Genomic DNA, 23,034 nt, shown 5'->3' on the forward strand with positions numbered 1-23,034 from the left:
TTTAATGCTCCTTAAGCGCGCTTCACGGCGGCTTCATGAAATAGTTCTTGTGCCAGGGCGTCGGTTTGCAATAAATCGGTGCTCAGCGGCACAAATTGATCCCGCCGTTGTGCTTCACTCGGTTTATTGCCGGTGCCACAGGCGCTGTTGGATTGCTCAGCACTCATAAAGGTCACCATTTCCTCTTCCCAGACTTTATCCAGTGCTTTGGGGGTGTCATCACGTTTCTCGCTGGCGATTTGCGCTTTAATATCGGCTAAATCGACCTCAGCGGCGGACAATACCAGCAGGCTTTGGAATAAGGCGGCATAGTTGGATTCACGCTGCTCCAGCCGGCAGGTGAGTACGGCCAGAATCGGTGCAATTTCTTCCAGACCAAGTTGCGCATTGTCAGCGCCCTGAGTGGATAAAAATTCCAGATACAGCGGCAGATAGTCTGGTAGCTCTTTTACGCCAATATCCAGACCCGCCTCTTTGTACTGCGCCTGTAAGTCGACCATTGCCTGCCCACGGGCACGGGATTCACCATGCACATGCTCGAAGATCAGCAAGGACAGCGAGCGACCACGCTCAAATAAACCGTCGTATTCAGATTGCCAATCCATTAAATCAGCGCTGCAGCGCTGCTTGATAAAGGAACTCAGGCTGTGTTTATTGCTTTGCGGTAAGTCACTGGCCGCTACCACGGCCAGTAATTCGTCCTGCACTGGCAACAGCTCAGGTTTGGGGTAATCCAGCAGCAATGAAATTAACTGTAAAATTTGCATAAAACCCTCTTAATCCTTCAGCTCAACCGGAATCACCTGGCGTACACCCTTGGCCTTAGTGCCAAACAGGTTGACGTCGTTATTACCATCGCCACAGCCGTTACCAAAGGTAAAGCCACAGCTGGATTTCAGGTCATAGGCGTTTTCGGCATAGGCACGGTGACTGGTTGGAATGACGAAGCGATCTTCGTAATTGGCTAGTGCCATGTAGCGGTACATTTCTTCAACCTGCACGGCATTCAGGCCCACTTGCTTTAGCACGTCCAAATCTTCAACACCATCAACCTGTTGCGAACGTTTAAAGGCGCGCATCGCAATCATCCGCTCTAAGGCTCGAACGACGGGCGCTTCGTCACCAGCGGTCAGCATATTGGCCAGGTAACGCAACGGAATACGCAGTGACTTCAGATCCGGAATTTCGCCATTCATGCCGACATGACCGGCCTGTACTGCGCTTTGAATAGGTGACAGTGGTGGTACATACCAGACCATCGGCAGGGTGCGGTACTCAGGGTGCAGTGGCAGCGCCACTTTCCAGTCCATCGCCATCATATACACCGGTGAGCGCTGGGCTGCTTTAATCCAGTTATCGCTGATGCCTTCGGCCCGGGCCGCGGCAATCACTGCCGGATCGTGCGGGTCGAGGAAGATATCCAGCTGTGCCTGATATAAATCTTTTTCATTCGCCACACTGGCGGCTGATTCAATGCGGTCGGCATCGTACAGCAGTACGCCTAAGTAACGGATGCGGCCGACACAGGTTTCTGAACAGGTTGTCGGTTGCCCGGCTTCAATCCGCGGGAAGCAGAAAGTACATTTTTCTGACTTACCGGACTTCCAGTTGTAGTAGATTTTTTTGTACGGACAGGCCGAGACACACATCCGCCAGCCGCGGCATTTGTCCTGGTCAATCAAGACGATACCGTCTTCTTCGCGTTTGTATATCGCACCGGACGGGCAAGCCGCGACGCACGCCGGATTTAAACAGTGTTCACATAGCCGTGGTAAGTACATCATAAAGGTCTTTTCAAACTGACCGTAGATGTCTTTTTGTACCACTTCATTGAAGTTAGTATCTTTTTTGCGCTTTTCGAACTCAGTACCGAGAATTTCTTCCCAGTTTGGACCCCATTCGATTTTCTCCATGCGCTGGCCGCTAATCAGTGAACGCGGGCGGGCCACCGGCTGGTGCTTGGTATCACCCACATTATGTAAATGCTGGTAATCGAAGTCGAATGGCTCGTAGTAATCGTCAATTTCCGGTAAGTCCGGGTTGGCGAAAATATTTGCCAGAATACGGCGCTTGCCACCGATTTTCAGCTGCAGTTTGCCGTTTTGCCGCACCCAGCCGCCGTTCCATTTTTGCTGGTTTTCCCACTCTTTCGGAAAACCGATACCGGGTTTGGTTTCGACATTGTTAAACCAGGCATATTCGACCCCTTCACGTGAGGTCCAGACGTTTTTGCAGGTGATGGAGCAAGTGTGGCAACCTATGCACTTGTCTAAATTCAGCACCATGCCAATTTGGGCTCTGACTTTCATCTTACTTACTCCAACCTTATTTAGTGTCTAACCAATCAACGTTCTGCATCTTGCGCACAATGACAAACTCGTCCCGGTTACAGCCAACGGTACCGTAGTAGTTAAAACCGTAAGCTTGCTGGGCATAACCGCCAATCATATGCGTCGGCTTCATTACGGCCCGGGTTACCGAGTTATGAATACCACCACGGGTACCGGTTACCTCACTGCCGGGCACGTTCACAATCCGTTCCTGGGCGTGGTACATCATGCTCATACCTTCCGGTACCCGCTGTGACACCACGGCACGGGCCGCGATAGCGCCGTTAACGTTAAAGATTTCGATCCAGTCGTTATCTTCAATCCCGGCGGCTTTGGCATCAATTTCACTGAGCCAGACAATGGGCCCGCCGCGTGATAAGGTCAGCATTAACAGGTTGTCAGAGTAAGTACTGTGAATACCCCACTTCTGGTGTGGTGTGATCCAGTTCAGTACGATCTCTTTGTTACCATTCGATTTTTTGTTCAGCACCGGCTCAACTGTTTTCAGGTTAATCGGTGGCTTGTAGCTACACAACTGCTCACCAAAGTCGCGCATCCATTCATGATCCTGATAGAACTGCTGACGACCGGTAATGGTGCGCCAGGGGATCAACTCATGCACGTTGGTATAGCCGGCGTTGTAAGACACATGTTCGTCTTCCAGCCCGGACCAGGTGGGTGAACTGATAATTTTCCGTGGTTGGGCGACGATATCGTGGAAGCGGATTTTTTCATCTTCTTTCGGTAACGCCAGGTGCTTGTGATCGCGGCCGGTAATTTTACCCAGCGCATCCCAGGCTTTAACGGCAACATGACCATTGGTCTCCGGAGCCAGTGTCAGGATCATTTCGGCGGCATCAATCGCAGTATCAATTTTTGCCATGCCTTTATTGACGCCGTCAGCAGTATGTACCCGGTTCAGTTTACGCAGGAACTCGACTTCGTCTTTAGTATCCCAGCTGATGCCTTTCCCGCCATTACCGATTTTTTCCAGCAGCGGGCCAACGGAAGTAAAACGGGCGTAAGTATTAGGATAATCCCGTTCCACAATATTGATATGCGGCATGGTAAGACCCGGTATGGCCTCACATTCGCCTTTCCACCAGGCTTTTACGCCGTAAGGCTGCGCCAGCTCGGCCGGAGTGTCGTGGTGCATCGGTGTAGTCACCACATCGGTTTCCACCCCTAAGTGCCCAACGGCAGCTTTAGAGAACGCCTGCGCGATGCCTTTAAAGATTTCCCAGTCACTGCGCGCTTCCCACACCGGGTCAATGGCTGCGGTTAACGGGTGAATAAAGGGATGCATATCCGAGGTATTCATATCATCTTTTTCATACCAGGTGGCGGTAGGCAGTACGATGTCGGAATACAGGCAAGTGGTAGACATGCGGAAATCCAGCGTCACCCACAGATCGACTTTGCCTTCGGCTGGCTGATCGGTCCATTCCACATCTTCCGGTTTTTTACCGCCAAAACCGCCTAAGTCTTTACCCAGCAAGCCGTGTTTGGTGCCCAGCAAGTGGCGCAGCATATATTCATGGCCTTTACCGCTGGATCCCAGCAGGTTAGAGCGCCAGATAAACATATTGCGCGGGAAGTTTTGCGGATTTTCCGGTTGCTCACAGGCAAACTTAATGTTGCGTGAGCTTAGTTGTTCCACCACATAGTCTTTCAGCTCTTTGCCGGCGGCTTTCGCTGCGGCCGCCAGTTTTAGCGGGTTCGTGCCCAGCTGTGGTGCTGAGGGTAACCAGCCCATGCGTTCGGCGCGGCTGTTGTAGTCGATGATGCTGCCAGACCATTTGTCTTTGTTGGCCAGCGGTGAAATCACTTCGGTCATATCCAGCTTTTCATAACGCCACTGGCTGGAATGGTTATAGAAAAACGAGGTGCCGTTCATATGGCGTGGTGGCCGTTGCCAATCCAGCGCGAAGGCCAGTGGCGTCCAGCCGGTTTGTGGCCGCAGTTTTTCCTGACCAACATAGTGTGCCCAGCCGCCGCCACTCTGACCGATACAGCCGCACATCATCAGCATATTGATCAGGCCACGGTAGTTCATATCCATGTGGTACCAGTGGTTTAATGCTGCACCAACGATAACCATCGAGCGGCCACGGGTTTTATCGGCATTGCGGGCAAATTCGCGGGCGACGCGGATCACGTCATCCGGATTCACACCGGTAATGGCTTCTTGCCAGCCTGGGGTATAAGGCACGTTATCGGTATAAGATTGCGCACGGTTTGGATCATTAACACCGTTATCCACGCCGTATTGTGCCAGCATCAGGTCAAATACAGTGGCGACCAGTGCGGTACCACCGTTAGCCAGCTCCACCCGCTTGGCCGGAATTTTACGCATTTGTACATCAGCATGTTCGGTATGCTGGAAGTATTCATACTCGTGCGGCGCGCCACCGAAATACGGGAAGCCAACATCCACCAGTTCGTCACTGTTGTCTTTTAAGCTCAGTTGCAGCTCCAGCTCACCGTCTTTATCTTTTTGCTCCAGGTTCCACTTACCGGCCTGGCCCCAGCGATAACCGATAGCGCCGTTCGGGCTGGTCAGGCGACCATATTTGTTGATGGCAATGGTTTTCCAGTCCGGGTTATTGTCTTCCCCCAGGTTGTTCACCAGATCCGCCGCGCGCAGGAAACGGCCGGTGGTTAGCACCCCATTTTGTTCCTCCAGCATAACCAACATCGGCATATCGGTAGTACGGCGTACATAGTCGGTGAAGTAGGCACTGGGGTTGTTGACGTGGAATTCTTTTAGAATGACATGACCAAAGGCCATGGCCAGGGCTGCATCGGTACCCTGACGTGGGTGGAGCCAGGTATCACCAAATTTCGACGCTTCGGAGTAGTCGGAGGTGATAACACAGGTTTTGGTACCCTTGTAGCGAACTTCAGTTAAGAAGTGCGCATCCGGGGTCCGGGTTTGTGGCACGTTCGAGCCCCAAACAATAATGTAGTTCGAGTTATACCAGTCGGCAGACTCCGGTACGTCGGTCTGCTCGCCCCAAACTTGTGGTGAGGCTGGTGGTAAATCGCAATACCAATCGTAGAAACTTAAGCAGTTACCGCCAATCAGCGACAGGTAACGGGCACCGGCGGCATAGGACACCATCGACATTGCCGGAATTGGTGAAAAACCGGTTACCCGATCCGGGCCATAGGTTTTGGTAGTGTAAACGTTGGAGGCGGCGATCATCTCATTGACCTCGTCCCAGCTGGCACGCACAAAACCACCTAAACCACGGCGTTCTTTATAGCTTTTGGCTTTTACCGGATCGCTGACAATAGATTCCCAGGCTTTGACCGGATCTTTATGTTGTACCCGGGCTTCGCGCCACAGCTTCATCAGCTGCTGCCGCACTTTCGGATACTTCAGGCGGTTGGCACTGTAGATATACCAGGAATAGCTGGCGCCACGCGGACAGCCACGCGGTTCGTGGTTTGGCAAATCCGGACGGGTGCGCGGATAGTCAGTTTGCTGGGTTTCCCAGGTAACCAGGCCATCTTTGACATAGATTTTCCAGCTACAGGAGCCGGTACAGTTTACGCCGTGTGTCGAGCGCACCACCTTATCGTGCTGCCAGCGCTGCCGGTAACCCTGTTCCCAGGTCCGGTCTTCATTGGTGGTCACCCCGTGGCCATTGGCAAAGGGCGTTTTGCGGGTCTTAAAAAACCGCAGTTTATCTAACAGATGACTCATACTTGACTCCTGGTCCTGTCCTGCATGAACAGCGTTTTTGCTTTTTCAGTAAGCTCACTATAGAAACTACCGCCTAATTCTGCTTGATTCAGATCAAGGTTGCCATGCGTCTAAATTGCTGAAAATTAAGAAAAATACCCCAAAGGTGGTAGTGTGGTTATTGGCTAAATGCTTGAAAATGCAAGCCTTGGCTGAGCGGGTCTACTCACTTTGTCTTAAGGTGTTCTCTGGCTGGGGAAAAGGGGGTAGCCCAAGTATCCCCAGCTAATCGGTAAGTGGATTTTGCTGCAGGAAAGACGCAGGCGCGTTAAGCTTAGAGCAGACAGCAGCGGGAGTATCAGATGCGTACCTTTTCAATTGTTACCCGGATCAATATCGCCCTGGCCTGTATTGTAACGCTGGCGCTCGGCACGATGATGGTGTCTTACTGGTTATCGGATCGGGCGGATAGTGATGCGCATGCCATCAATGTCGCGGGCTCGCTGCGGATGCAAAGCTACCGGCTGGCCTGGTTACATCAGCAGCAGGATCAGCAAAAACTGCAGCAGGCGTTACAGCAATTTTCCAGTAGCTGGCAGCATCCGGTATTTAAACGCTTTTTAAACCAACCGGAGATTTTAAAGAAGTACCAGACGGCACAACAACATTGGCTGCAACTGGCACCACAGCTCGGCAATAGCCCGGCCTTGCCGTTGTTGGAACAGCAACTAACTGAGCAGGTACGTTTGCTGGATGAATTGGTGATGGTCATTCAGCACGATGCTGAGGCCAAGGTAAAAACCTTCCGCTCGGTACAGGTGATAGCGGTACTGGCGACTATTTTGCTGTCGATTATTGTGATGTATTGGCTCAAAGTGATGGTGGAGGAGCCATTACAGGAGCTGATCCGCGGTGCCCGCCGCATTGCGCAGGGCGATTTTACCCATCGGATTACGCCGCAGCATCCGGACGAACTGGGGATGCTGGCGACCAGTTTTAATAAGATGAATACAGCCATTGGCTATATGTATGGCAATCTGGAAAAGCGGGTGGAAGAACAAACGGCAGAGCTAACCCAAACCAATACGACCCTGAAGTTTCTTTACAATACCGCACAGCGGATCAGTGAACACACGACTGAATATCATGATTTTTCAGAAATTATTAGCGAGCTGCGTCAGATCACCGGGTTAAGCGACATTGAACTGTGTTTATTTACGGAGCAGGGCAATCAGCCGTACCTGCAGGTACAAGCTGCAGAGGGACAGGACCCTTGTGCTGCTGAAAATTGTGCGGAATGCTTAAGCAGTGAGCAGCCGCTGCGGGCAGATTGTCAGCTACATAACTTTGTGTTGCAACGTGACCGCACTCAATACGGCGTTCTGGTGGTGCGGCTGGTACCCGGACAGCCATTATTACTGTGGCAGCAGCGGCTGGTTACTGCAATTGCCGATCAGCTGGCGCTGGCGCTGAGTTTAAAATCGGAAGAAGAGCAGGTGCGGCGGCTGGCATTGATGCAGGAACGGACAGTGATTGCCCGCGAGCTGCACGATTCGCTGGCGCAGGCGCTGTCCTACCTGAAAATTCAGGTTACCCGGTTAAATAAAGCTATCGCCAAAGACGATAGGGCGGTGATGCAGGATGTCTCTTCTGAATTGAAAAGTGGGCTGGATGCTGCGTACCGACAACTTCGGGAACTGTTAACCACCTTCCGCTTAAAGGTCGATGGCGCCGGTTTACTGAGTGCACTGCAAACGACGGTACAGCAGTTGACTGAGCAGTCGGAGCTGCAAATCCGGCTCGACTATCAGTTAAGCAATATTCCGCTGGCACCGAATGAGGAAATTCATCTACTGCAGATTATCCGGGAGGCAAGCCAAAATGCGGTGCATCATAGTCAGGGTGCTAATCTGACCATCAGTTTGCACCAAGATAGCAGCAAGTATATTTTGCTGGCGGTGGAAGATGATGGTATCGGTATCCCGGAGCAGTCGGAGAAAATGCATCACTATGGCTTAGCCATTATGCAGGAGCGTAGCAAACATCTCTCTGGTGAGATCCAAATCCGGCGCCGGGCCGAAGGCGGCACCGGTGTGTATTTCCGGTTTTTACCGGAGTACTTACAACAACCGAAAAGCGCCTGATAAAAAAGGGGCGCCACAGCGCCCCAAGCCAACCACCATTGTTTATGGGTTATAAAATTCCCCGTTTTTGCGCAGATAAAAGAACCAGTTTACCGCCAGGCATATGGCATAGAAGATGGCAAAACCAATCATCGCATACTCAGGCGTTGCTGCACGGATTTGCTCGCCTAGCACCTGTGGAATATAGAAGGCGCCATAGGCCGCCACAGCGGAAGTCCAGCCTAGCACCGGTCCGGCTTGTTCTTTTGGAAACACCACCGCTATGGTGCGGAAAGTTGAACCATTACCGATACCACTGGCTGCGAATAACCCCAGAAAGATCAGGAAGAAAGGAACAAAGTATTGTTCAGGTGTGGCGCTTTGGTAGGCCTGCTGCATAAAGTAACCGGCGCCCAGTGCACACAGCACCATCACCACAGAGCAGAGTTGGGTGACCAAAGAGCCCCCAATCTTATCGGCAATCCAGCCGCCAACGGGCCGGATCAGGGCGCCGATAAAGGGCGCGATCCAGGCGTAGGTCAAGGCACTCGGGCCATTCGGATTCGGTGTGGTATGCGTCATTACACCATCCACCATCACATGGCTGTAGCCGAAGATAACCTGAATCGACAGCGGGAAGGCTGCAGAGAAGCCAATAAAAGAACCGAAGGTCATGATATACAACACACTCATAATCCAGGTGTGTTTGTTATTAAAGATTTTGTATTGCCGATCCAGGCTGGTACGGATCGCGCCAGGTAACAGCTTTAATAAAAATACGGTAGCGAACAGTACCCCGACTAACACTATTTCTTTTGGAATACCGAAACCTGAACCATTAGCAGACTCGGGTAAAATCAGCCATAAACCCGCGATCGAAGTGATAAAGCCGATCCCCAACATCGCCAGAATAATGCTAAAGGAGGTCACTGCGGCGGGCAGCTTCGGTGTGACTTCGTCGGTATGGATATTATTGGTTCCAAACCAAAGCAGAAAGGCCAGTGGAATTAGGGTTATTAACCAGGCAAAGCCAGCATTCTGGATCCAGGTTTGGGTGCCTGCCGGGATAGTGCCGGTAACGGTACCGCTGGCTTTCGCCAGAACCATTGGATCGCCGCCACCCAACAACGTAAAGACGCCATAAGACATAAAAATTGGCACCAGAATTTGTACTGTGGTGACACCAAAATTGCCCAGGCCGGCATTTAGCCCCAGCGCCAAACCTTGTTGTTTTTTAGGAAAAAAGAAGCTGATATTCGACATTGATGAGGCAAAGTTACCACCGCCGATACCTGACAGTAAGGCCATTAATTGAAACACCCACAGCGGCGTATCAATACTTTGTAATGCCAAGCCGGTACCGACCGCAGGAATCATCAATAAACTGGTGGTCAGGAACAAGGTATAGCGACCACCGCAAAGCCTGACAAAGAAGCTTGATGGGATCCGCAGTGTCGCGCCGGTAAGCCCGGCGATCGCGGTTAGGGTGAATAGCTCGGCGGTGCTAAACGGATAGCCGACATTCAGCATCTGCACCGTGACCACGCTCCACAACATCCAGACCCCAAAGCCGCAGAGCAGGCTCGGAATGGAAATCCATAAATTGCGGTTGGCAATACCGCGCCCGCTTTGTTGCCAGAAATTCTCGTCTTCTGGCTGCCATTTTCTTAAATCAGACATCTGGTAACTCCTGTTGTCTTGGCAGAGTGCTTAATGCAGCAAGTCTGATTGGCATTGGCAGGAGGCACAATGTATCTAAGGAGTTAGCCAAAGGCGTGGGCCAGCAAAGACGAGGTATCACTAAAGTGGTAGTTGCAAGGGTTTAGGCTGCAATTATCAAATATTTTCAATAAGATAATACTGCTTAGTGTTGCGTTGCCTGCCCGCAGATCTCCGGCGGCCAAAATAGGTAGAGGCGGCTAACATGATTTATATCAAAGTATCCGCAGCATAGATCTAAGCTAATATGGGTAAAGCCACGAGACAGGCAGTCAGGAGCAGGTTATGTCAGAGCAAAAATCCAGCGTAATGCTGGTTGATGATCATCCATTATTACGCAAGGGCTTAAAGCAGTTGCTGGCGTTAGAAGATGAATTAGAGGTGATAGCGGAAGCCAGTAATGGTCAGGATGCAATTAAACTGGCCGCAGAACTGGATCCGGACCTGATTATTCTTGATCTGAATATGCAAGGCATGGATGGGCTGGAAACCTTAAAACGGATGCGCGATGAGGGCGTGACGTCCCGCATTGTGATGCTGACAGTATCAGATGCCGATGAAGACATTGTCAAAGCCATCAGTAATGGCGCCGATGGCTATTTATTAAAAGATACCGATCCGGAAGTGTTACTGGATCAAATTAAAAAAGCACTGGAAGGTAAGATGGTATTAAGTGAAGCCATTACCCAGGTGCTGGCCACCGCCTTGCGTCGGCCACAGGCGAAAACGCCGGCTGAGCTAAACAGTTTGACCAACCGCGAATATGAGATTTTGCATCTGATTGCCAAAGGTATGAGCAATAAAGTGATTGCCCGCGAACTGAATATCTCTGATGGTACCGTGAAGGTACATGTTAAACATCTGCTGAAAAAGCTGGGCTTACGCTCACGGGTTGAGGCCGCCGTCTGGATGGTGAACCAGCAGGGCGGCAAGCTATGACAGCGAGCCTTTTGCTGCCGGTGGCGGATGCCCTGGCGCAGATGTTGGCACAGGTCAGCCCCGTCAGTGAGATTGAGCAGGTGCCACTGGCGCAGGCGCTGGACCGGGTACTGGCAGAGCCGGTGCTGGCCAGTTTTGATGTGCCGGGCTACGACAACTCAGCGATGGATGGCTATGCGGTGCGGGCGGCTGAGGTCAAAGCCGGACAAGCGTTAACACTGCAAGGTTCGGCGCTGGCTGGCCATGCCTTTGCTGCTGCGTTAGCGCCACAAAGCTGCGTGCGGATTATGACCGGTGCCGTACTGCCGGCGGGTGCCGATACGGTCATTATGCAGGAGCAGGTACGGCTGCAAGATGGCAAAGTTATCGCAGATTTTGTGCCGAAAGTGGGTGAACATGTACGGAAAGCTGGCGAAGATCTAAAAAATGGGCAGCAGGTGCTCAGTGCTGGTTGCCGGTTAACCGCGCCACAATTAGGCCTATTGGCGTCGCTGGGTATTGCTGATGTGGCGGTCAGGCGTAAGCTTAAGATTGCCATCTTCTCCACAGGTGATGAACTGGTATTACCGGGACAGCCGTTACCGGAAGGTCATATCTATGACAGCAACCGGGTAGTATTGCGCGCCATGCTGCAACGCCTTGGGGTCGAGGTCTTGGATCTGGGCTTATTGCCGGATCAGCCAGCAGCAATTCGTTCTGCGTTTCAAAGCGCGATGCGCGATGCCGATGCGCTGATTACCAGTGCCGGCGTCTCGGTTGGCGATGCCGACTATACGCGGCAAATGCTGTCTGAACTGGGCCAGGTGAATTTCTGGAAAGTGGCGATTAAACCCGGCAAACCTTTTGCCTTTGGTAAATTGGAAAACTGTTGGTTTTTTGGTTTGCCCGGTAATCCGGTGGCGGCTGTGGTGACGCTGGATCAACTGGTTCAGCCTGTACTGCTAAAGCTGGCCGGTGCTACTGTCTCGCCAGCCAACCAACTCACGGCAGTGACGACTGTGACCTTAAAAAAACAGCCAGGTCGCGCGGACTATCAGCGTGGTTACTATTGGACCACTGCCGAGGGGCTGTTCGTAAAAACCTTGGGCAGCCAAAGCTCCGGCATGCTGAGCTCCATAGCCAATGCTAATTGCTATATCGTGCTGCCGCAAGACAGCGGCAGTGTTGCCAGCGGTGAAGCCGTAACCATTCAGCCCTTTGGTCAGTTGTTACAGTAAATCCAATCTGGCATTAGTGCACAGCTGCGCTAAGCTTTAAAGCGTTTTCTGCCAGTATGCCGCGGCATACTGCAAAAGTCCGTTACCGCCGGAAGCGGTTAATCCAGATTAGGGGCGAGAGATGAGCAAGGTGCAAGCGATCCCGGACGGTTATGCCAGTGCTATTCCTTATTTAACCGTGAAGAACGCGGCGGCGGCGATTGAATTTTATCAACGGGCCTTTGCCGCTGAATTGGTGTTACGGCTCGATATGCCAGGGGGCAGCGTAATGCATGCTGAGCTGCGAATCGGCCAGGCGCTGTTTATGCTAAGTGAACAAAATGATGAGTGGGGCAGTAAGAGCCCTGATATGCTGGGTGGTACCCCGGTTACGGTGATGGTCTATGTGCCTGATGTGGATAAGACGGTGGCTCAGGCTGTTGCGGCGGGGGCGAAGTTATTAATGCCGGTGGCAGACCAGTTTTATGGTGATCGCAGTGCCGCCTTACTCGATCCCTTTGGTCATGGCTGGATGCTGGCAACCCATATTGAGGACTTGTCGCAGGAAGAAATTGATCGACGGGCAGCGCAGCTGTTTAGTCAGTAAACCGTTTTAGTGGCGTCGCCGCTGTTTAATCCAGTGCGACGGCTTTAATTTGCGCATAGAGCGCCTGGCCAGGCGTTAAGGCCAGCCGCTGTGCCGATTGTCGGGTTAGCAGCGCTTGCAGCGGCTGACCCGCCACCTCAAGCTGCACTAGAACTTCTGCCGGGTGCGCAGCAGCCTGAATAGCGATGATCGTTACGGCCAGCTGATTAGTGACCGAGCTGCCGGCCAGTGGCTTAAGGCTTAAGGCGACATCGCGCGCCAGGATCCGCAGCCGGTAACTGCCGTTCGCAGTCGGCGAGCTAACAGGTGCAGGCACTTGCAGTAATTGGCCACCCACAGTGAGCTGTAGCATAAAGTGCTGACAGCCCTGATAGACTGCCGTTAATACCGACATAGCACCACAGGCGGCGAACTCCGGCTGCAGCAGTTGCTGTGCCAGCGGACCTCGGCTGATTACCCGCCCATCCTGCAGTAACAGCAAGTGATCGGCCAGTTTTACCACATCTTCTAATTGATGACTTACCAGTAGCATCGGCATATTCAGCTCACGGGCCACTTTTTGTAAAAAAGGTAAGATTTCCTGCCGGCTTTGCTGGTCCAGCGACGCCAGCGGTTCATCCAATAGCAGCAGCTGCGGCTGGCTGAGTAAGGCCCGCCCCAATGCTACCCGCTGGCGCTGGCCGCCGGACAGTTGGCCCGGCGCTTGCGTCAGCAATGGGTCTAATTCCAGTAAGTCGATAACGTTAGCCGGCTGCAGCTGCACCTGCAGCCGGCTGACTCGGCGCTGATAGCCAAACAGCAGGTTTTGCTGCACATTTAAATGCGGCAACAAACTGCTTTCCTGGAACACCATGCCAATGCGCCTTTGATGCACCGGCATAAAGGTGTCTGCGGTTTGCCAGGGCTGCTCAGCAAAATGGATCCGGGCTGTCGGGTGGTGATCCAGGCCGGCGATAGCGCGCAGCAGGGTGGTTTTACCGCAGCCGGAGCGGCCAAATAGCGCAGTGACGCCTTGCAGCGGGATTTGCTCGTTAAGTTGCAGCCTAAAGTTCTGCTGCTGCACCAGCAAATCGACAGTCAGCACACCCGCATCTTGCCTGCTTTCCGCCTTGGCAGGTGCGGCGGAGGCAGCGGAACACCAGCGGCTTGGCCAGAACGACATCATAGGCTGACCTCGCGTTCCAGACGGCGGTTCAGGCCATAGACAATAAACAGCACCACAAAGGCGGTGACTAACAGACCGAGTGATAACTGATGAGCCTGGCTGTAGTTCATCGCTTCGGTATGATCGTAAATTAACACCGATAACACCTGGGTTTCACCGGGAATACTGCCGCCGAGCATCAGGATCACGCCAAATTCGCCCAGTGTATGGGCAAAGGTCAGGGTCGCAGCAACGACAAAGCCGCCGCGGCAAAGTGGCAGCACCACATTAAAAAACTGATCCCATTGATTGGCACCCAGAGTAGCGGCAACCTCCAGTGGACGTTGCCCCATGCGGCGAAAGGCTTCCAACAGTGGCTGTACTGTAAAAGGCAGGGAGTAAATCACTGAGCCAATTAAAATACCGCTAAAACTAAAGGCCAGATGGCGCAGCCCCAGCGCTTCCAGCGTGCTGCCGATAGCGCCGTGCGGCCCCAGTAATAGCAGCAGATAAAAGCCCAGTACCGTCGGCGGCAGCACCAGCGGCAAGGCAACCAGAGCCTGAATAGCCGTGCGCCAGCGGCTTTGTGCCTGTGCCAGCCAGAACGCCAACGGCGTGCCGATAAGCAGTAAGATCAGCGTGGTATAAAAACACAGTTTTAGGGTGACCTGAATGGCCAGCCAGTCCTCTGGTGCCAGGTTAAGCATCGCCAGGCTCCGTTGTAGTACTGATCCCGGGTTGTTCAAAACCATACTGCTGCAGGATAGCCAGTACAGCGGCGCTTTGCATAAAGGCGACAAAGTGCCAGGCACTGGTTTTGGCCTCGCCTTTACGGGTGATGGTGTAAGCCTGGGTCAGGGGTTGATGCAACTCTGCCGGGATCAGCTGATAGCCATGCCGGGCCAGCTCGGGAAACTTCGCCAGCGATAAAGCAATAATGGCGACCTCTGCGCCGCCGCTTTGTGCCAGCTGCGCGGTTTGCGCAATATTTTCGCCATAAACTAATTTGGCTTGCAGCGTCTGCCAAACGCCGGCGGCGATTAATGCCTCCTGAGCACGCTGACCGTAAGGGGCATGGCTGGGCTGTGCAATCGCCAATCGGCGTAGCGCGAGTTGTGGCAGCTCGGTTAAGCTGATGCCGCTCATATTTTGGCGTGGACTCCACAGCACAATCCGCCCCTGGGCATAAAGTTGCGGCGCCAGTACGGCCAGCCCTTCCTGATACAATTGCTGCGGAAACTGGATATCGGCAGAAAAGAACACATCATAGGGTGCGCCATGGCGGATCTGGGTGGTCATCTTGCCACTGGAGCCATAAATCACCCGGATCTCGGTCTGCGGCTGTTGTTGGCGATACAGGCTTAAGATCTCGTCCAGTGCATAACGCAGATCGGAGGCGGCGGCTATGGTCAGCCTTTCACTGGCATAAAGTGGCAAGGCGAAACACAAACAAAGCAAGCACAGGACTTTTAGCATCGGTTACTCCCAACGCTTTAATGCGGCTTGATCGCTGACTTTCGCCGCAACCCAGTATTCGCCGCTGGACGTGTGTTCTTTTTTCCAGAACGGTGCGCGGTTTTTCAGGTAATCCATAATAAATTCGCCAGCCGCAAAGCCTGCGGCCCGATGCGCACTGGCGACGCCGACAAACACGATTTGCTCGTTGGGTAACAGGGTACCGATCCGATGGATAATGCTGACCGCGCCCAGTTGCCAGCGCTGCTGCGCCTCTGTTGCGATCTGGGTTAACGCCTGTTCGGTCATGCCCGGATAATGTTCCAGTGTCATGCCAAGCAGCTCTGCCTCTGCCAACTCCCTTACCAGACCCGTAAAAGTGACGACGGCGCCACAGCGGGCATCCTGCCGCAGCAGCTCGTATTCGCTGGCAACCGAAAAGTCCTGTTGTTGTACCTGTATTCGCAGCGTCATGCTAGCCTCCGGTCACCGGCGGAAAGAATGCCAGTTCATCGCCGGCAGCAACCGGGTGTGATAAGTCGACCAATTGTTGGTTAACGGCACACAGCAGCTCGGCGTTGGCTAGATGTTGCTGCCAGTGCGCAGATTGACTGGCGAGTTTGTTCAGCACCTCGCGCGCGGTCAGGTGCTGCCCAGTGATATCCAGTGTGGTATTGGCGCAAGCCAAACGTTCACGCAGGGCGGCAAAAAATAAAATTTTAAGCATCGGTGCTCTCCCATGCTGACTGATACTGATAATGGCCGGATTTACCGCCGGTTTTCTCCAACAAACGAATATCACTAATGGTCATAGCTTTATCTACCGCTTTACACATATCGTAAATCGTCAGGGCGGCGACACTGGCCGCGGTCAGGGCTTCCATCTCGACACCGGTACTGCCGCTAAGCTGACAGCAGGCTTCGATACGGATCTGACCGGCGGCCGCATCCAGCTGAAAATCGACACTGACTTTGCTTAACAGCAGCGGATGACAGAGCGGGATCAGGTCGCTGGTTTTTTTTGCCGCCATAATGCCGGCAATGCGCGCAGTGGCCAGCACATCGCCTTTTTTTAGCAGTGCCTGTTCAATCAGTCGGATCACCTCGGGGCGGGTTTGCACCAGGGCGCCGGCTCGGGCCAGGCGTTGGCTGTCGGCTTTAGTGCTAATATCAACCATCGCCGCCGCACCTTGTTGATCAAGATGGGTTAGGGTATTCATGCGCCGGTCTCCGCAGTAGTACAGCCGCTGGCCGGACTATTTTTCAGGTGTGGAATAAAATTACAGGGGCCGGTATGGCCATCCAGCTGTGGCAAAATCAGTTGTTGCATCGCCAGGGTGCAGGCGGAGCCTGAGCCCGGCATCGCAAACACTAAGGTGCCATTGGCCAGCCCAGCCAAAGCACCAGATTGCATCGCCGCCGAGCCGAGTTGCTGCCAGGATAATTGCCGAAACAGCTCACCAAAGCCCGGTACCGTTTGATCCAATAACGGTGTGACAGCAGCAACGGTGCAATTATCGGCGGCATAGCCGGTACCACCATTGATCAGGACAACCTGCACCTCGGTACTGGCGATCCAGCGGCTTAGCAGCGCCCTGAGCTGATAACGGTTATTCGGTAGCAGCGCGCGCTCAGCCAGTTGATGACCGGCCCGGGTTAGCAACTGGCATAGCAGCTCACCACTGCTGTCATTTGCTGCGGTACGGCTGTTGGAGACGGTCAATACCGCCAGTTGGAGCGGATAAAATTGTCGCGCAATTTTAGTCATGGCGTGGTTCCTCCAAAATGGCAGCCTGCTGTAGTGTGCTCAGGCACTGCTGCCATTCTGCCGGGGTATTTGTATTGAATAGTTCAGCGTCGGGCGCCGGGCGCACTGTGCAGCGCAGTTTTGCCAGCAGGGCCTTAACTGAGCGTTCACCGGCATCCAATTGTTGTTCGATCAGGTGCGCCAGCTTGGGATCTGGTCGCAGTGCCAGTGGCAGTGGCCAATCGCGAAAACAGACCGCTTGTTCGTTGTCACCGGGCACTAATAGTTGCAGGCTGCCGGCGCTCAGCAGCGGTAAATCAATCGGCAGTACCAGCAACACCGGCTCAGTACAATAGCGCAGTGCAGCCGCGATACCGGCCAGTGGCCCCTGACCAGGCCTGAGATCCTGAATATAAGTCGTGCCGGGCTGATTGCGACTAAGCAGAATCTGGCTGGCGCCGGCTTGCTGCGCCAGTTGCTGCATATGTTGCAGCAAGCTTAGCTTACCCAGGCGCAGTTCGGCTTTATCCTGTCCCATCCGACGGGATTGGCCACCAGCTAAAATCAGTGCGCTAAATGACATTGGTTACTCCAGCATGCTGTTGTAGACAAGACTGCGTCTTAGCCGCCAATTTGCGCTAAATGCCGGGTGCTGCCACTGTGCTGCTGTTGCAGTTGATGGCTCTGGGCTTTACCGGCTAGCGCTTGCTGCAGAAAGCGCTCCAAGGGTGCACTGTGCTCACTTTGTAGCAAGCTGCGTAGATCCTGATAGCTGTCGGTAAACAGACAGAGATACAGCTGCCCTTTGCTGGAAACCCGCAGGCGATTGCAATCGGCACAGAAATCTTTGCTGTAGGGCATAATCAGGCCGATGCGGCCCTGATAGTGCGGATGGGCGTATTCCAACGCCGGGCCATCACTGATGCCTTTTGGCAGTAACTGCCAGCCTTGGGTTTCCAACTGCTGCTGAATACTGGCGCCACTTAAATGCTGACGCTGATAGAAGCTGAGGTTGTCGTTGGTGCGCATCAGCTCAATAAAGCGCAGCGACAAGTCCTGCTGTTTTACAAAGCTAAGAAAATCCGGCAACGCCAGCGCATTATGCTGCTTTAACAGCACCGTATTGATTTTGACTTGCTTAATGCCAACGGCTTTGGCTGTGGCGACACCGGCCAGGATGTCGGCCAGTTTGTCCTGCCCTGTGACCAGATGAAAGGTCGCCGCGTCCAGGCTATCGACACTGACATTAACCGCATCCAGCCCTGCGGCTTGCCAGGCAGCGGCATCACGCTGTAAGCGATAGCCATTAGTCGTCAGGGCGACTTTTTCGATGCCGGGTACTGCCTTACAGGTGGCGATAATTTCCGTTAAATCTTTACGCAGCGAAGGTTCACCACCGGTGATCCGCACTTTGCGGGTGCCGAGGCGGGCAAAGGCAGTAACCAGGCGGCGGATTTCCGGCAGCGTCAGCTCGCCGGCCCGGGAGTCGCAATCAGTGCCATCGGGCAGGCAGTAAGTGCAGCGAAAGTTACAGCTTTCGGTTACGGAGAGCCGTAAATAGGTAAAACGGCGCTGATACGCATCAATAAGCATACTAATGACACCTTTCCAGGTTGGGAGGTGAGGCCGTTTCCCGCCACACCCGGTGGTATTATTACCACGGCACACCGTTCATACCTGCAGGCAGGGTTAGAGCCGGTGGCTTCGGCGTTGTGTAGTAAGCTTAAAGTAGTGAAGCAGCTTTTGTTATTGCCATGAAGGAGCGTTTGGCTACCCCCTTGGGGGTAGTCGCTTAGTAGTCAATCGTCGGGCGGCTCTGCGTTAAAAATGGCGTTAGGTCTGCAGCTGGTACAGCAGGTGACACCAGAAAACCCTGGCCAGTGTCGCAGCCCGCAGTCAACAGAAAATCGCGCTGGGTGTTTTGCTCAATCCCCTCGGCGATCACCTCTAAGCCCAGCGCCTTGGCCATGGCGATAATGGCCAGGGTGATCTGACTATCACTTTCACTTTGCGGTAAATCGCGGATAAAGCTGCGATCAATTTTTAGCGCATCCAATGGCAGGCGGCGCAGATAAGACAGAGAAGAGTAACCGGTACCAAAGTCGTCAATTGATAGGCGTAAACCCAGTGCCTTTAGCTCCGTCAGTACTTCCAGGGTATAGTCAGCGTGCTCCGGGATTAAACAGCTTTCGGTTAGTTCCAGCTCCAGCAATGACGCATCAATATCAGTTTGCTGTAAAATCGCCCGTAGCCGTGGCAGAAAATCGGTTTCCGCCAGTTGTAATGCAGAAATATTGACGGCAACTGGCAGCGCCCGCTTGCCCCAGTGTCTGAGTTGATGACAAACCTGACGTAGTACCTGTTCACCTAATTGGTGGATCAGCCCGAGCTTTTCCGCCAGCGGAATAAACAATGCCGGTGAAATCATCCCCAGCTCCGCATCCTGCCAGCGCACCAGCGCTTCCAGGCCGATAATATCGCCACTCTGTAACGCAAATTTGGGCTGATAATAGACCTGTAGCAGTTGCTGACGCAGTGCCAGGCGCAGGGCTTGCTCCAGCTTGAGCTCTTCTTCATTTTGTAAGCCGCTACTGGCCTGATAAAAACTAAACTGATTACGGCCGGCACTTTTCGCCTGATACATGGCAACATCAGCATGTTTGACTAACAGCTCGGCATTATGACCATCTTTCGGATAAACGCTGATGCCAATACTGGTGGTTAAGAAAAATTCTTGTTCCAGCAACTGCACCGGCCGCTCAAACTGCGAAATCAGTCGCTGCGCCAGCCGCTCCAGCGATTTCACACAACTGACTTCCGGGATCAAAATAGTAAATTCATCGCCACCAATACGGGCCACCGATTCGCCCTCGCGCACCGTGGCCTGAAGGCGCCGCGCCACCTCTTTTAATGCCTGATCGCCGGCCAGATGTCCCAGTGTATCGTTAATCCGTTTAAATAAATCTAAATCCAGAAACATCACCGCCAGCGTATGTTGATGACGATGGGCATTGGCCAGCGCCAGTTGCAGCCGGTCGAAAAACATCCGCCGGTTCGCCAAGCCGGTTAGCTCATCCATATAGGCTAACTGATGGATTTTCTCTTCCTGCTGTTTGCGCTCGGTAATATCGCTAAAAATTGACGCATATTGCGTAATCTGGCCATCTTCGGCGCGAATGGCCGTAATGCTTAACCACTGCGGATAGAGCTCGCCGTTTTTACGCTTATTCCAGATTTCGCCCTGCCAGTGGCCTTGTTCGAGCAGAATTTGCCACATGCGGCGGTAGAAATCGGCAGTATGCAAACCGGAACTAAGCAAACGCGGGGTTTGCCCAACAGCTTCTTCCTGACTATAGCCGGTTAGTTTAGTAAAGCTGGGATTGACCGACTGAATAAAGCCGTGTTGATCGGTGATCATAATGCCGTCCATCGACGCATCAATCACCTTATGTGCCAGCCGTAAATAGTCGGCTGAGGTACGCAGTGCGTTATCGCGGTCGCGTAATGCCGTTTTCAGCTGCTCGATATAGGCATATTCAACGTTGCGCAGAATGGCACTAAAAGAGAGTAAACCACAAATATTGTCATCTTTGGTGACGCCAAGATGACGAATGCCATGCTCGGTTAACTGCTCTACCGCTTGCAGCAGCGTCAATTCCGGCGCTACCGTGAGTAGTGGTCGGCTGGCCAGCTCGCCTATTGATGACACGTCACAGTTCTCTGCCAGTAAACGCACCAAATCGCGTTCAGTGACCAGCCCGTAATCATCAGCGCCAAAGCAAATAATGGCGGCGTCAGCGCGGTGATGGCGCATTTCCGCCACCGCTTCAGCCAAAGGCAAGGCGGCAGCCAAATGCAGCGGTGCCTTGTCAACACAGCTGCCAACGTCCCGAAAGCGCAGATAAAATTCAATTTTTTGCTGGCGGATAATATCGCTTTGCGTCAGTAACCCTATCGGCCGTTGTTGTGGGTCCACTACCAGCAAGCGGCGGATATTATGATTCAGCATTAAACTGGCTGCACCGCTAACCCGGGTCAAACCACTGGCACTGATCACAGGTGATGACATCACTGAGCCAACCTTGATCTCTGACGGTTTGCTGCCGGCAAAGTCGAGTTTCCGGGTGTCAGCTTCGGACCAGATGCCAGTGATCTGACCTTGCTCTTCTACCAAAATACAGCTGACACCATGGCTGCGCATCAGCTTTGCCGCTTGTTGCAGGCTGGTTTGTGGCGGGCAGGTTAGCAAGGGCTTTTTAATCAGCTCGGCGATGGTCGGCTCGGCGTCGGTATTTTCAGTACCTAATAACAGCTCAGACATAGGATGCTCAATGTAGCAGTAAGATGGCGGCTAGTATAAAAGTATCAGTTCAAGGGGTATTGATCTGGAACAAAGCCGGTTAATAACTGAGCATTAAAGCGGACTGACCAGTATATGAAGAGAGTGTGACTTAGTCAGCTGGTGAAGCTTGCGCTGGATCAATGCATGCGGCCGCTAGCTGGTTAAAATCGGCGCCCTGATCCTGACTGAGACCCTACTGATGTTTAAACCTGAACTCTTATCGCCCGCCGGCAGTTTAAAAGCAATGCGGCTGGCCTTTGCCTATGGTGCCGATGCCGTCTATGCCGGTCAGCCACGTTATAGTTTGCGGGTACGCAATAATGAGTTTGACTTAGCCGCGCTGGAAACCGGGATCAACGAAGCCCATGCCTTGGGTAAGCGCTTTTATGTGGTGGTCAATATCGCACCGCACAACAGTAAGTTGACCACCTTTATTCGCGATATGCAGCCGGTGGTGGCGTTAAAGCCGGATGCACTGATTGTTTCTGACCCCGGGGTAATCTTTTTATTGCGCCAGCACTTTCCGCAGCAAGTCTTGCACCTTTCGGTACAGGCCAATACCGTTAACTGGGCGGCGGTAAAGTTCTGGCAAACGCATGGCGTGCAGCGGGTCATTCTGTCACGCGAGTTAGCGGTGGAGGAAATTGCTGAAATCCGCCGCGAAGTGCCAGAGATGGAACTGGAAGTCTTTGTGCATGGCGCGCTCTGTATGGCCTATTCCGGTCGGTGTTTATTATCGGGTTATATTAATAAACGGGATCCGAATCAGGGCACCTGCACCAATTCCTGCCGCTGGCCCTATCAGGTGCACGCTGCTGTGGAAGATGAGGTCGGGCAGTTTAAACCGATCAGTACTCCGGCGTTGCTGGAAGAGCAGGGGCGGCCGGGTGAACTGATGACCATCGACGAAGATCTGCATGGTACCTATATTCTGAATTCTAAAGACTTACGGGCGGTTGAGCATGTGCCGGCATTAACGGCGATGGGGATACATTCGTTAAAAATCGAAGGCCGTACCAAGTCACCTTATTATGTTGCCCGTACTGCGCAGGTGTATCGCAAGGCGATTGATGATGCGGTGGCCGGCAAGGCTTTTGATAGCAAGCTGTTAAGTGAATTGGAAGGCATGGCTAACCGCGGTTTTACTGAAGGGTTTTTACGCCGCCATAAGCCGCAGGAGACGCAAAATTACGATACCAGTCACAGTGAGGGCGAGCAGTTGCTGGTTGGTGAATTTATTGGCGAGCAGGATAGCGAGGGCTTTGCGTTACTGGAGGTAAAAAACCAGTTTGCGGTTGGTGATCAGCTGATTTTAATGACGCCACGGGGTAATCAGAACTTCCGACTGGAAGCATTGCGTAATCAGCAGGATCAGGATCTGCTGCTTGCGCCCGGTGCCTGTTATCAGCTCAAGGTAAAGTTACCGGCACGGGTGCTGTTGCAGCACGCTATGTTGCTAAAACAGCTACCCGTTACTAGTGCGGCAGCAGCCGGTTTAGCAACAGAGATTGTCTGAGATGACGGCCGTTATCGAGGTAAGTTGCATTAATTGCGATATGTGTGTGCCGGAGTGTCCAAACGAGGCCATCAGCATGGGGCCACTGCACTATCAGGTCGATCCGGCACGCTGCACCGAGTGCGTTGGGTTTTACGATAAACCAACCTGTATTGAAGTTTGCCCGATTGATTGTATCGAAATTGTCAGTTAACACTGTGCTTGCATTGATGTAGTGGCCTGTCT

At 53.1% G+C, this 23,034-nt stretch carries 20 protein-coding genes and 1 riboswitch; of the genes, 6 read left to right on the forward strand and 14 right to left on the reverse strand.

Annotation, left to right across the window (positions count from 1 at the left end; translation table 11 throughout):
* Window positions 1–11: 11 nt before the first annotated feature.
* The 3 genes from narJ to AGRI_RS12970 are packed head-to-tail and all read right to left on the reverse strand — an operon-like array spanning window position 12 to window position 6,042.
* Window positions 12–767, reverse strand: a complete 756-nt coding sequence (gene narJ / locus AGRI_RS12960; RefSeq protein ID WP_008985358.1) for a nitrate reductase molybdenum cofactor assembly chaperone — start codon at window positions 765–767, stop codon at window positions 12–14.
* 9 nt (window positions 768–776) lie between these two features.
* On the reverse strand, window positions 777–2,309 hold the full coding sequence (gene narH, locus AGRI_RS12965; protein WP_008985359.1) for a nitrate reductase subunit beta: 1,533 nt from the start codon (window positions 2,307–2,309) through the stop codon (window positions 777–779).
* 16 nt (window positions 2,310–2,325) lie between these two features.
* Window positions 2,326–6,042 (reverse strand): nitrate reductase subunit alpha, encoded by a 3,717-nt coding sequence (locus tag AGRI_RS12970; RefSeq protein WP_008985360.1) that lies wholly within the window; start codon window positions 6,040–6,042, stop codon window positions 2,326–2,328.
* 341 nt (window positions 6,043–6,383) lie between these two features.
* Between AGRI_RS12970 and AGRI_RS12975 the strand changes: the two genes are divergently transcribed.
* Window positions 6,384–8,165 carry an ATP-binding protein gene (locus AGRI_RS12975; protein WP_008985361.1) on the forward strand — a complete coding sequence of 594 codons (1,782 nt, stop codon included), beginning with the start codon at window positions 6,384–6,386 and terminating at the stop codon, window positions 8,163–8,165.
* A 42-nt stretch (window positions 8,166–8,207) separates the two neighbouring features.
* Here AGRI_RS12975 and AGRI_RS12980 read toward each other — a convergent pair whose 3' ends face one another.
* Window positions 8,208–9,824, reverse strand: a complete 1,617-nt coding sequence (locus tag AGRI_RS12980) for an MFS transporter (protein ID WP_008985362.1) — start codon at window positions 9,822–9,824, stop codon at window positions 8,208–8,210.
* Window positions 9,825–10,148: 324 nt separating this feature from the next.
* Between AGRI_RS12980 and narL the strand changes: the two genes are divergently transcribed.
* The 3 genes from narL (at window position 10,149) to AGRI_RS12995 (ending at window position 12,605) form a co-directional block, all read left to right on the forward strand.
* Window positions 10,149–10,802, forward strand: coding sequence for a two-component system response regulator NarL (narL, locus tag AGRI_RS12985; RefSeq protein ID WP_008609382.1), 654 nt, complete (start codon window positions 10,149–10,151; stop codon window positions 10,800–10,802).
* Window positions 10,799–12,019, forward strand: coding sequence for a molybdopterin molybdotransferase MoeA (gene moeA, locus AGRI_RS12990; protein WP_008985363.1), 1,221 nt, complete (start codon window positions 10,799–10,801; stop codon window positions 12,017–12,019). The genes narL and moeA overlap by 4 nt, the downstream gene beginning before the upstream one ends.
* A 121-nt stretch (window positions 12,020–12,140) precedes the next feature.
* Window positions 12,141–12,605 (forward strand): VOC family protein, encoded by a 465-nt coding sequence (locus tag AGRI_RS12995; protein WP_008985364.1) that lies wholly within the window; start codon window positions 12,141–12,143, stop codon window positions 12,603–12,605.
* Between the two features lie 25 nt (window positions 12,606–12,630).
* On the opposite strand, the gene modC is transcribed toward AGRI_RS12995, so the two are convergent.
* From modC to AGRI_RS13045, 10 genes are all read right to left on the reverse strand, one after another.
* On the reverse strand, window positions 12,631–13,770 hold the full coding sequence (modC, locus tag AGRI_RS13000) for a molybdenum ABC transporter ATP-binding protein (RefSeq protein ID WP_008985365.1): 1,140 nt from the start codon (window positions 13,768–13,770) through the stop codon (window positions 12,631–12,633).
* Complete coding sequence (gene modB, locus AGRI_RS13005) at window positions 13,767–14,456, reverse strand: molybdate ABC transporter permease subunit (RefSeq protein ID WP_008985366.1); 690 nt, start codon at window positions 14,454–14,456, stop codon at window positions 13,767–13,769. Before modB ends, modC begins: the two co-directional genes overlap by 4 nt.
* A complete protein-coding gene (gene modA, locus AGRI_RS16550; RefSeq protein WP_008985367.1) occupies window positions 14,449–15,225 on the reverse strand; it encodes a molybdate ABC transporter substrate-binding protein in 777 nt (258 codons plus the stop codon). Before modA ends, modB begins: the two co-directional genes overlap by 8 nt.
* 3 nt (window positions 15,226–15,228) lie before the next feature.
* On the reverse strand, window positions 15,229–15,678 hold the full coding sequence (gene moaE / locus AGRI_RS16555) for a molybdopterin synthase catalytic subunit MoaE (RefSeq protein WP_008985368.1): 450 nt from the start codon (window positions 15,676–15,678) through the stop codon (window positions 15,229–15,231).
* A gap of 1 nt (window position 15,679) precedes the next feature.
* Complete coding sequence (locus AGRI_RS13020) at window positions 15,680–15,931, reverse strand: MoaD/ThiS family protein (protein ID WP_008985369.1); 252 nt, start codon at window positions 15,929–15,931, stop codon at window positions 15,680–15,682.
* Window positions 15,924–16,424, reverse strand: coding sequence for a cyclic pyranopterin monophosphate synthase MoaC (gene moaC / locus AGRI_RS13025; RefSeq protein WP_008985370.1), 501 nt, complete (start codon window positions 16,422–16,424; stop codon window positions 15,924–15,926). Before moaC ends, AGRI_RS13020 begins: the two co-directional genes overlap by 8 nt.
* Window positions 16,421–16,972, reverse strand: coding sequence for a molybdenum cofactor synthesis domain-containing protein (locus tag AGRI_RS13030; protein WP_008985371.1), 552 nt, complete (start codon window positions 16,970–16,972; stop codon window positions 16,421–16,423). Before AGRI_RS13030 ends, moaC begins: the two co-directional genes overlap by 4 nt.
* On the reverse strand, window positions 16,965–17,534 hold the full coding sequence (gene mobA, locus AGRI_RS13035) for a molybdenum cofactor guanylyltransferase (protein WP_008985372.1): 570 nt from the start codon (window positions 17,532–17,534) through the stop codon (window positions 16,965–16,967). The genes AGRI_RS13030 and mobA overlap by 8 nt, the downstream gene beginning before the upstream one ends.
* Window positions 17,535–17,572: 38 nt before the next feature.
* Window positions 17,573–18,544 (reverse strand): GTP 3',8-cyclase MoaA, encoded by a 972-nt coding sequence (moaA, locus tag AGRI_RS13040; protein ID WP_008985373.1) that lies wholly within the window; start codon window positions 18,542–18,544, stop codon window positions 17,573–17,575.
* A riboswitch (molybdenum cofactor riboswitch) is annotated at window positions 18,537–18,673 on the reverse strand. Its footprint overlaps the gene before it by 8 nt.
* 70 nt (window positions 18,674–18,743) lie before the next feature.
* Complete coding sequence (locus AGRI_RS13045; protein WP_008985374.1) at window positions 18,744–21,272, reverse strand: EAL domain-containing protein; 2,529 nt, start codon at window positions 21,270–21,272, stop codon at window positions 18,744–18,746.
* A 220-nt stretch (window positions 21,273–21,492) separates the two neighbouring features.
* Between AGRI_RS13045 and trhP the strand changes: the two genes are divergently transcribed.
* Together trhP and AGRI_RS13055 are read left to right on the forward strand one after the other, a co-directional pair.
* On the forward strand, window positions 21,493–22,809 hold the full coding sequence (trhP, locus tag AGRI_RS13050; protein WP_008985375.1) for a prephenate-dependent tRNA uridine(34) hydroxylase TrhP: 1,317 nt from the start codon (window positions 21,493–21,495) through the stop codon (window positions 22,807–22,809).
* A gap of 1 nt (window position 22,810) precedes the next feature.
* Entirely contained in the window at window positions 22,811–23,002 is a 192-nt protein-coding gene (locus AGRI_RS13055) for a YfhL family 4Fe-4S dicluster ferredoxin (RefSeq protein ID WP_040291969.1), read from the forward strand.
* Window positions 23,003–23,034 lie beyond the last annotated feature (32 nt).

The sequence above is a fragment of the Alishewanella agri BL06 genome, from assembly GCF_000272005.1.
Lineage (GTDB): Bacteria > Pseudomonadota > Gammaproteobacteria > Enterobacterales > Alteromonadaceae > Alishewanella > Alishewanella agri.

Bases quoted from the DNA above. Each gene is read 5' to 3' on its own strand.
- trhP (WP_008985375.1), top strand. From the start codon at position 21,493: ATGTTTAAACCTGAACTCTTATCGCCCGCCGGCAGTTTAAAAGCAATG.
- AGRI_RS12975 (WP_008985361.1), top strand. From the start codon at position 6,384: ATGCGTACCTTTTCAATTGTTACCCGGATCAATATCGCCCTGGCCTGT.
- narH (WP_008985359.1), bottom strand. From the start codon at position 2,309: ATGAAAGTCAGAGCCCAAATTGGCATGGTGCTGAATTTAGACAAGTGC.
- modA (WP_008985367.1), bottom strand. From the start codon at position 15,225: ATGCTAAAAGTCCTGTGCTTGCTTTGTTTGTGTTTCGCCTTGCCACTT.
- AGRI_RS13030 (WP_008985371.1), bottom strand. From the start codon at position 16,972: ATGACTAAAATTGCGCGACAATTTTATCCGCTCCAACTGGCGGTATTG.
- moaE (WP_008985368.1), bottom strand. From the start codon at position 15,678: ATGACGCTGCGAATACAGGTACAACAACAGGACTTTTCGGTTGCCAGC.
- moeA (WP_008985363.1), top strand. From the start codon at position 10,799: ATGACAGCGAGCCTTTTGCTGCCGGTGGCGGATGCCCTGGCGCAGATG.
- AGRI_RS12995 (WP_008985364.1), top strand. From the start codon at position 12,141: ATGAGCAAGGTGCAAGCGATCCCGGACGGTTATGCCAGTGCTATTCCT.
- AGRI_RS12970 (WP_008985360.1), bottom strand. From the start codon at position 6,042: ATGAGTCATCTGTTAGATAAACTGCGGTTTTTTAAGACCCGCAAAACG.
- mobA (WP_008985372.1), bottom strand. From the start codon at position 17,534: ATGTCATTTAGCGCACTGATTTTAGCTGGTGGCCAATCCCGTCGGATG.
- moaA (WP_008985373.1), bottom strand. From the start codon at position 18,544: ATGCTTATTGATGCGTATCAGCGCCGTTTTACCTATTTACGGCTCTCC.
- narL (WP_008609382.1), top strand. From the start codon at position 10,149: ATGTCAGAGCAAAAATCCAGCGTAATGCTGGTTGATGATCATCCATTA.
- AGRI_RS13055 (WP_040291969.1), top strand. From the start codon at position 22,811: ATGACGGCCGTTATCGAGGTAAGTTGCATTAATTGCGATATGTGTGTG.
- AGRI_RS13045 (WP_008985374.1), bottom strand. From the start codon at position 21,272: ATGTCTGAGCTGTTATTAGGTACTGAAAATACCGACGCCGAGCCGACC.
- modB (WP_008985366.1), bottom strand. From the start codon at position 14,456: ATGCTTAACCTGGCACCAGAGGACTGGCTGGCCATTCAGGTCACCCTA.
- moaC (WP_008985370.1), bottom strand. From the start codon at position 16,424: ATGAATACCCTAACCCATCTTGATCAACAAGGTGCGGCGGCGATGGTT.
- narJ (WP_008985358.1), bottom strand. From the start codon at position 767: ATGCAAATTTTACAGTTAATTTCATTGCTGCTGGATTACCCCAAACCT.
- modC (WP_008985365.1), bottom strand. From the start codon at position 13,770: ATGATGTCGTTCTGGCCAAGCCGCTGGTGTTCCGCTGCCTCCGCCGCA.
- AGRI_RS12980 (WP_008985362.1), bottom strand. From the start codon at position 9,824: ATGTCTGATTTAAGAAAATGGCAGCCAGAAGACGAGAATTTCTGGCAA.
- AGRI_RS13020 (WP_008985369.1), bottom strand. From the start codon at position 15,931: ATGCTTAAAATTTTATTTTTTGCCGCCCTGCGTGAACGTTTGGCTTGC.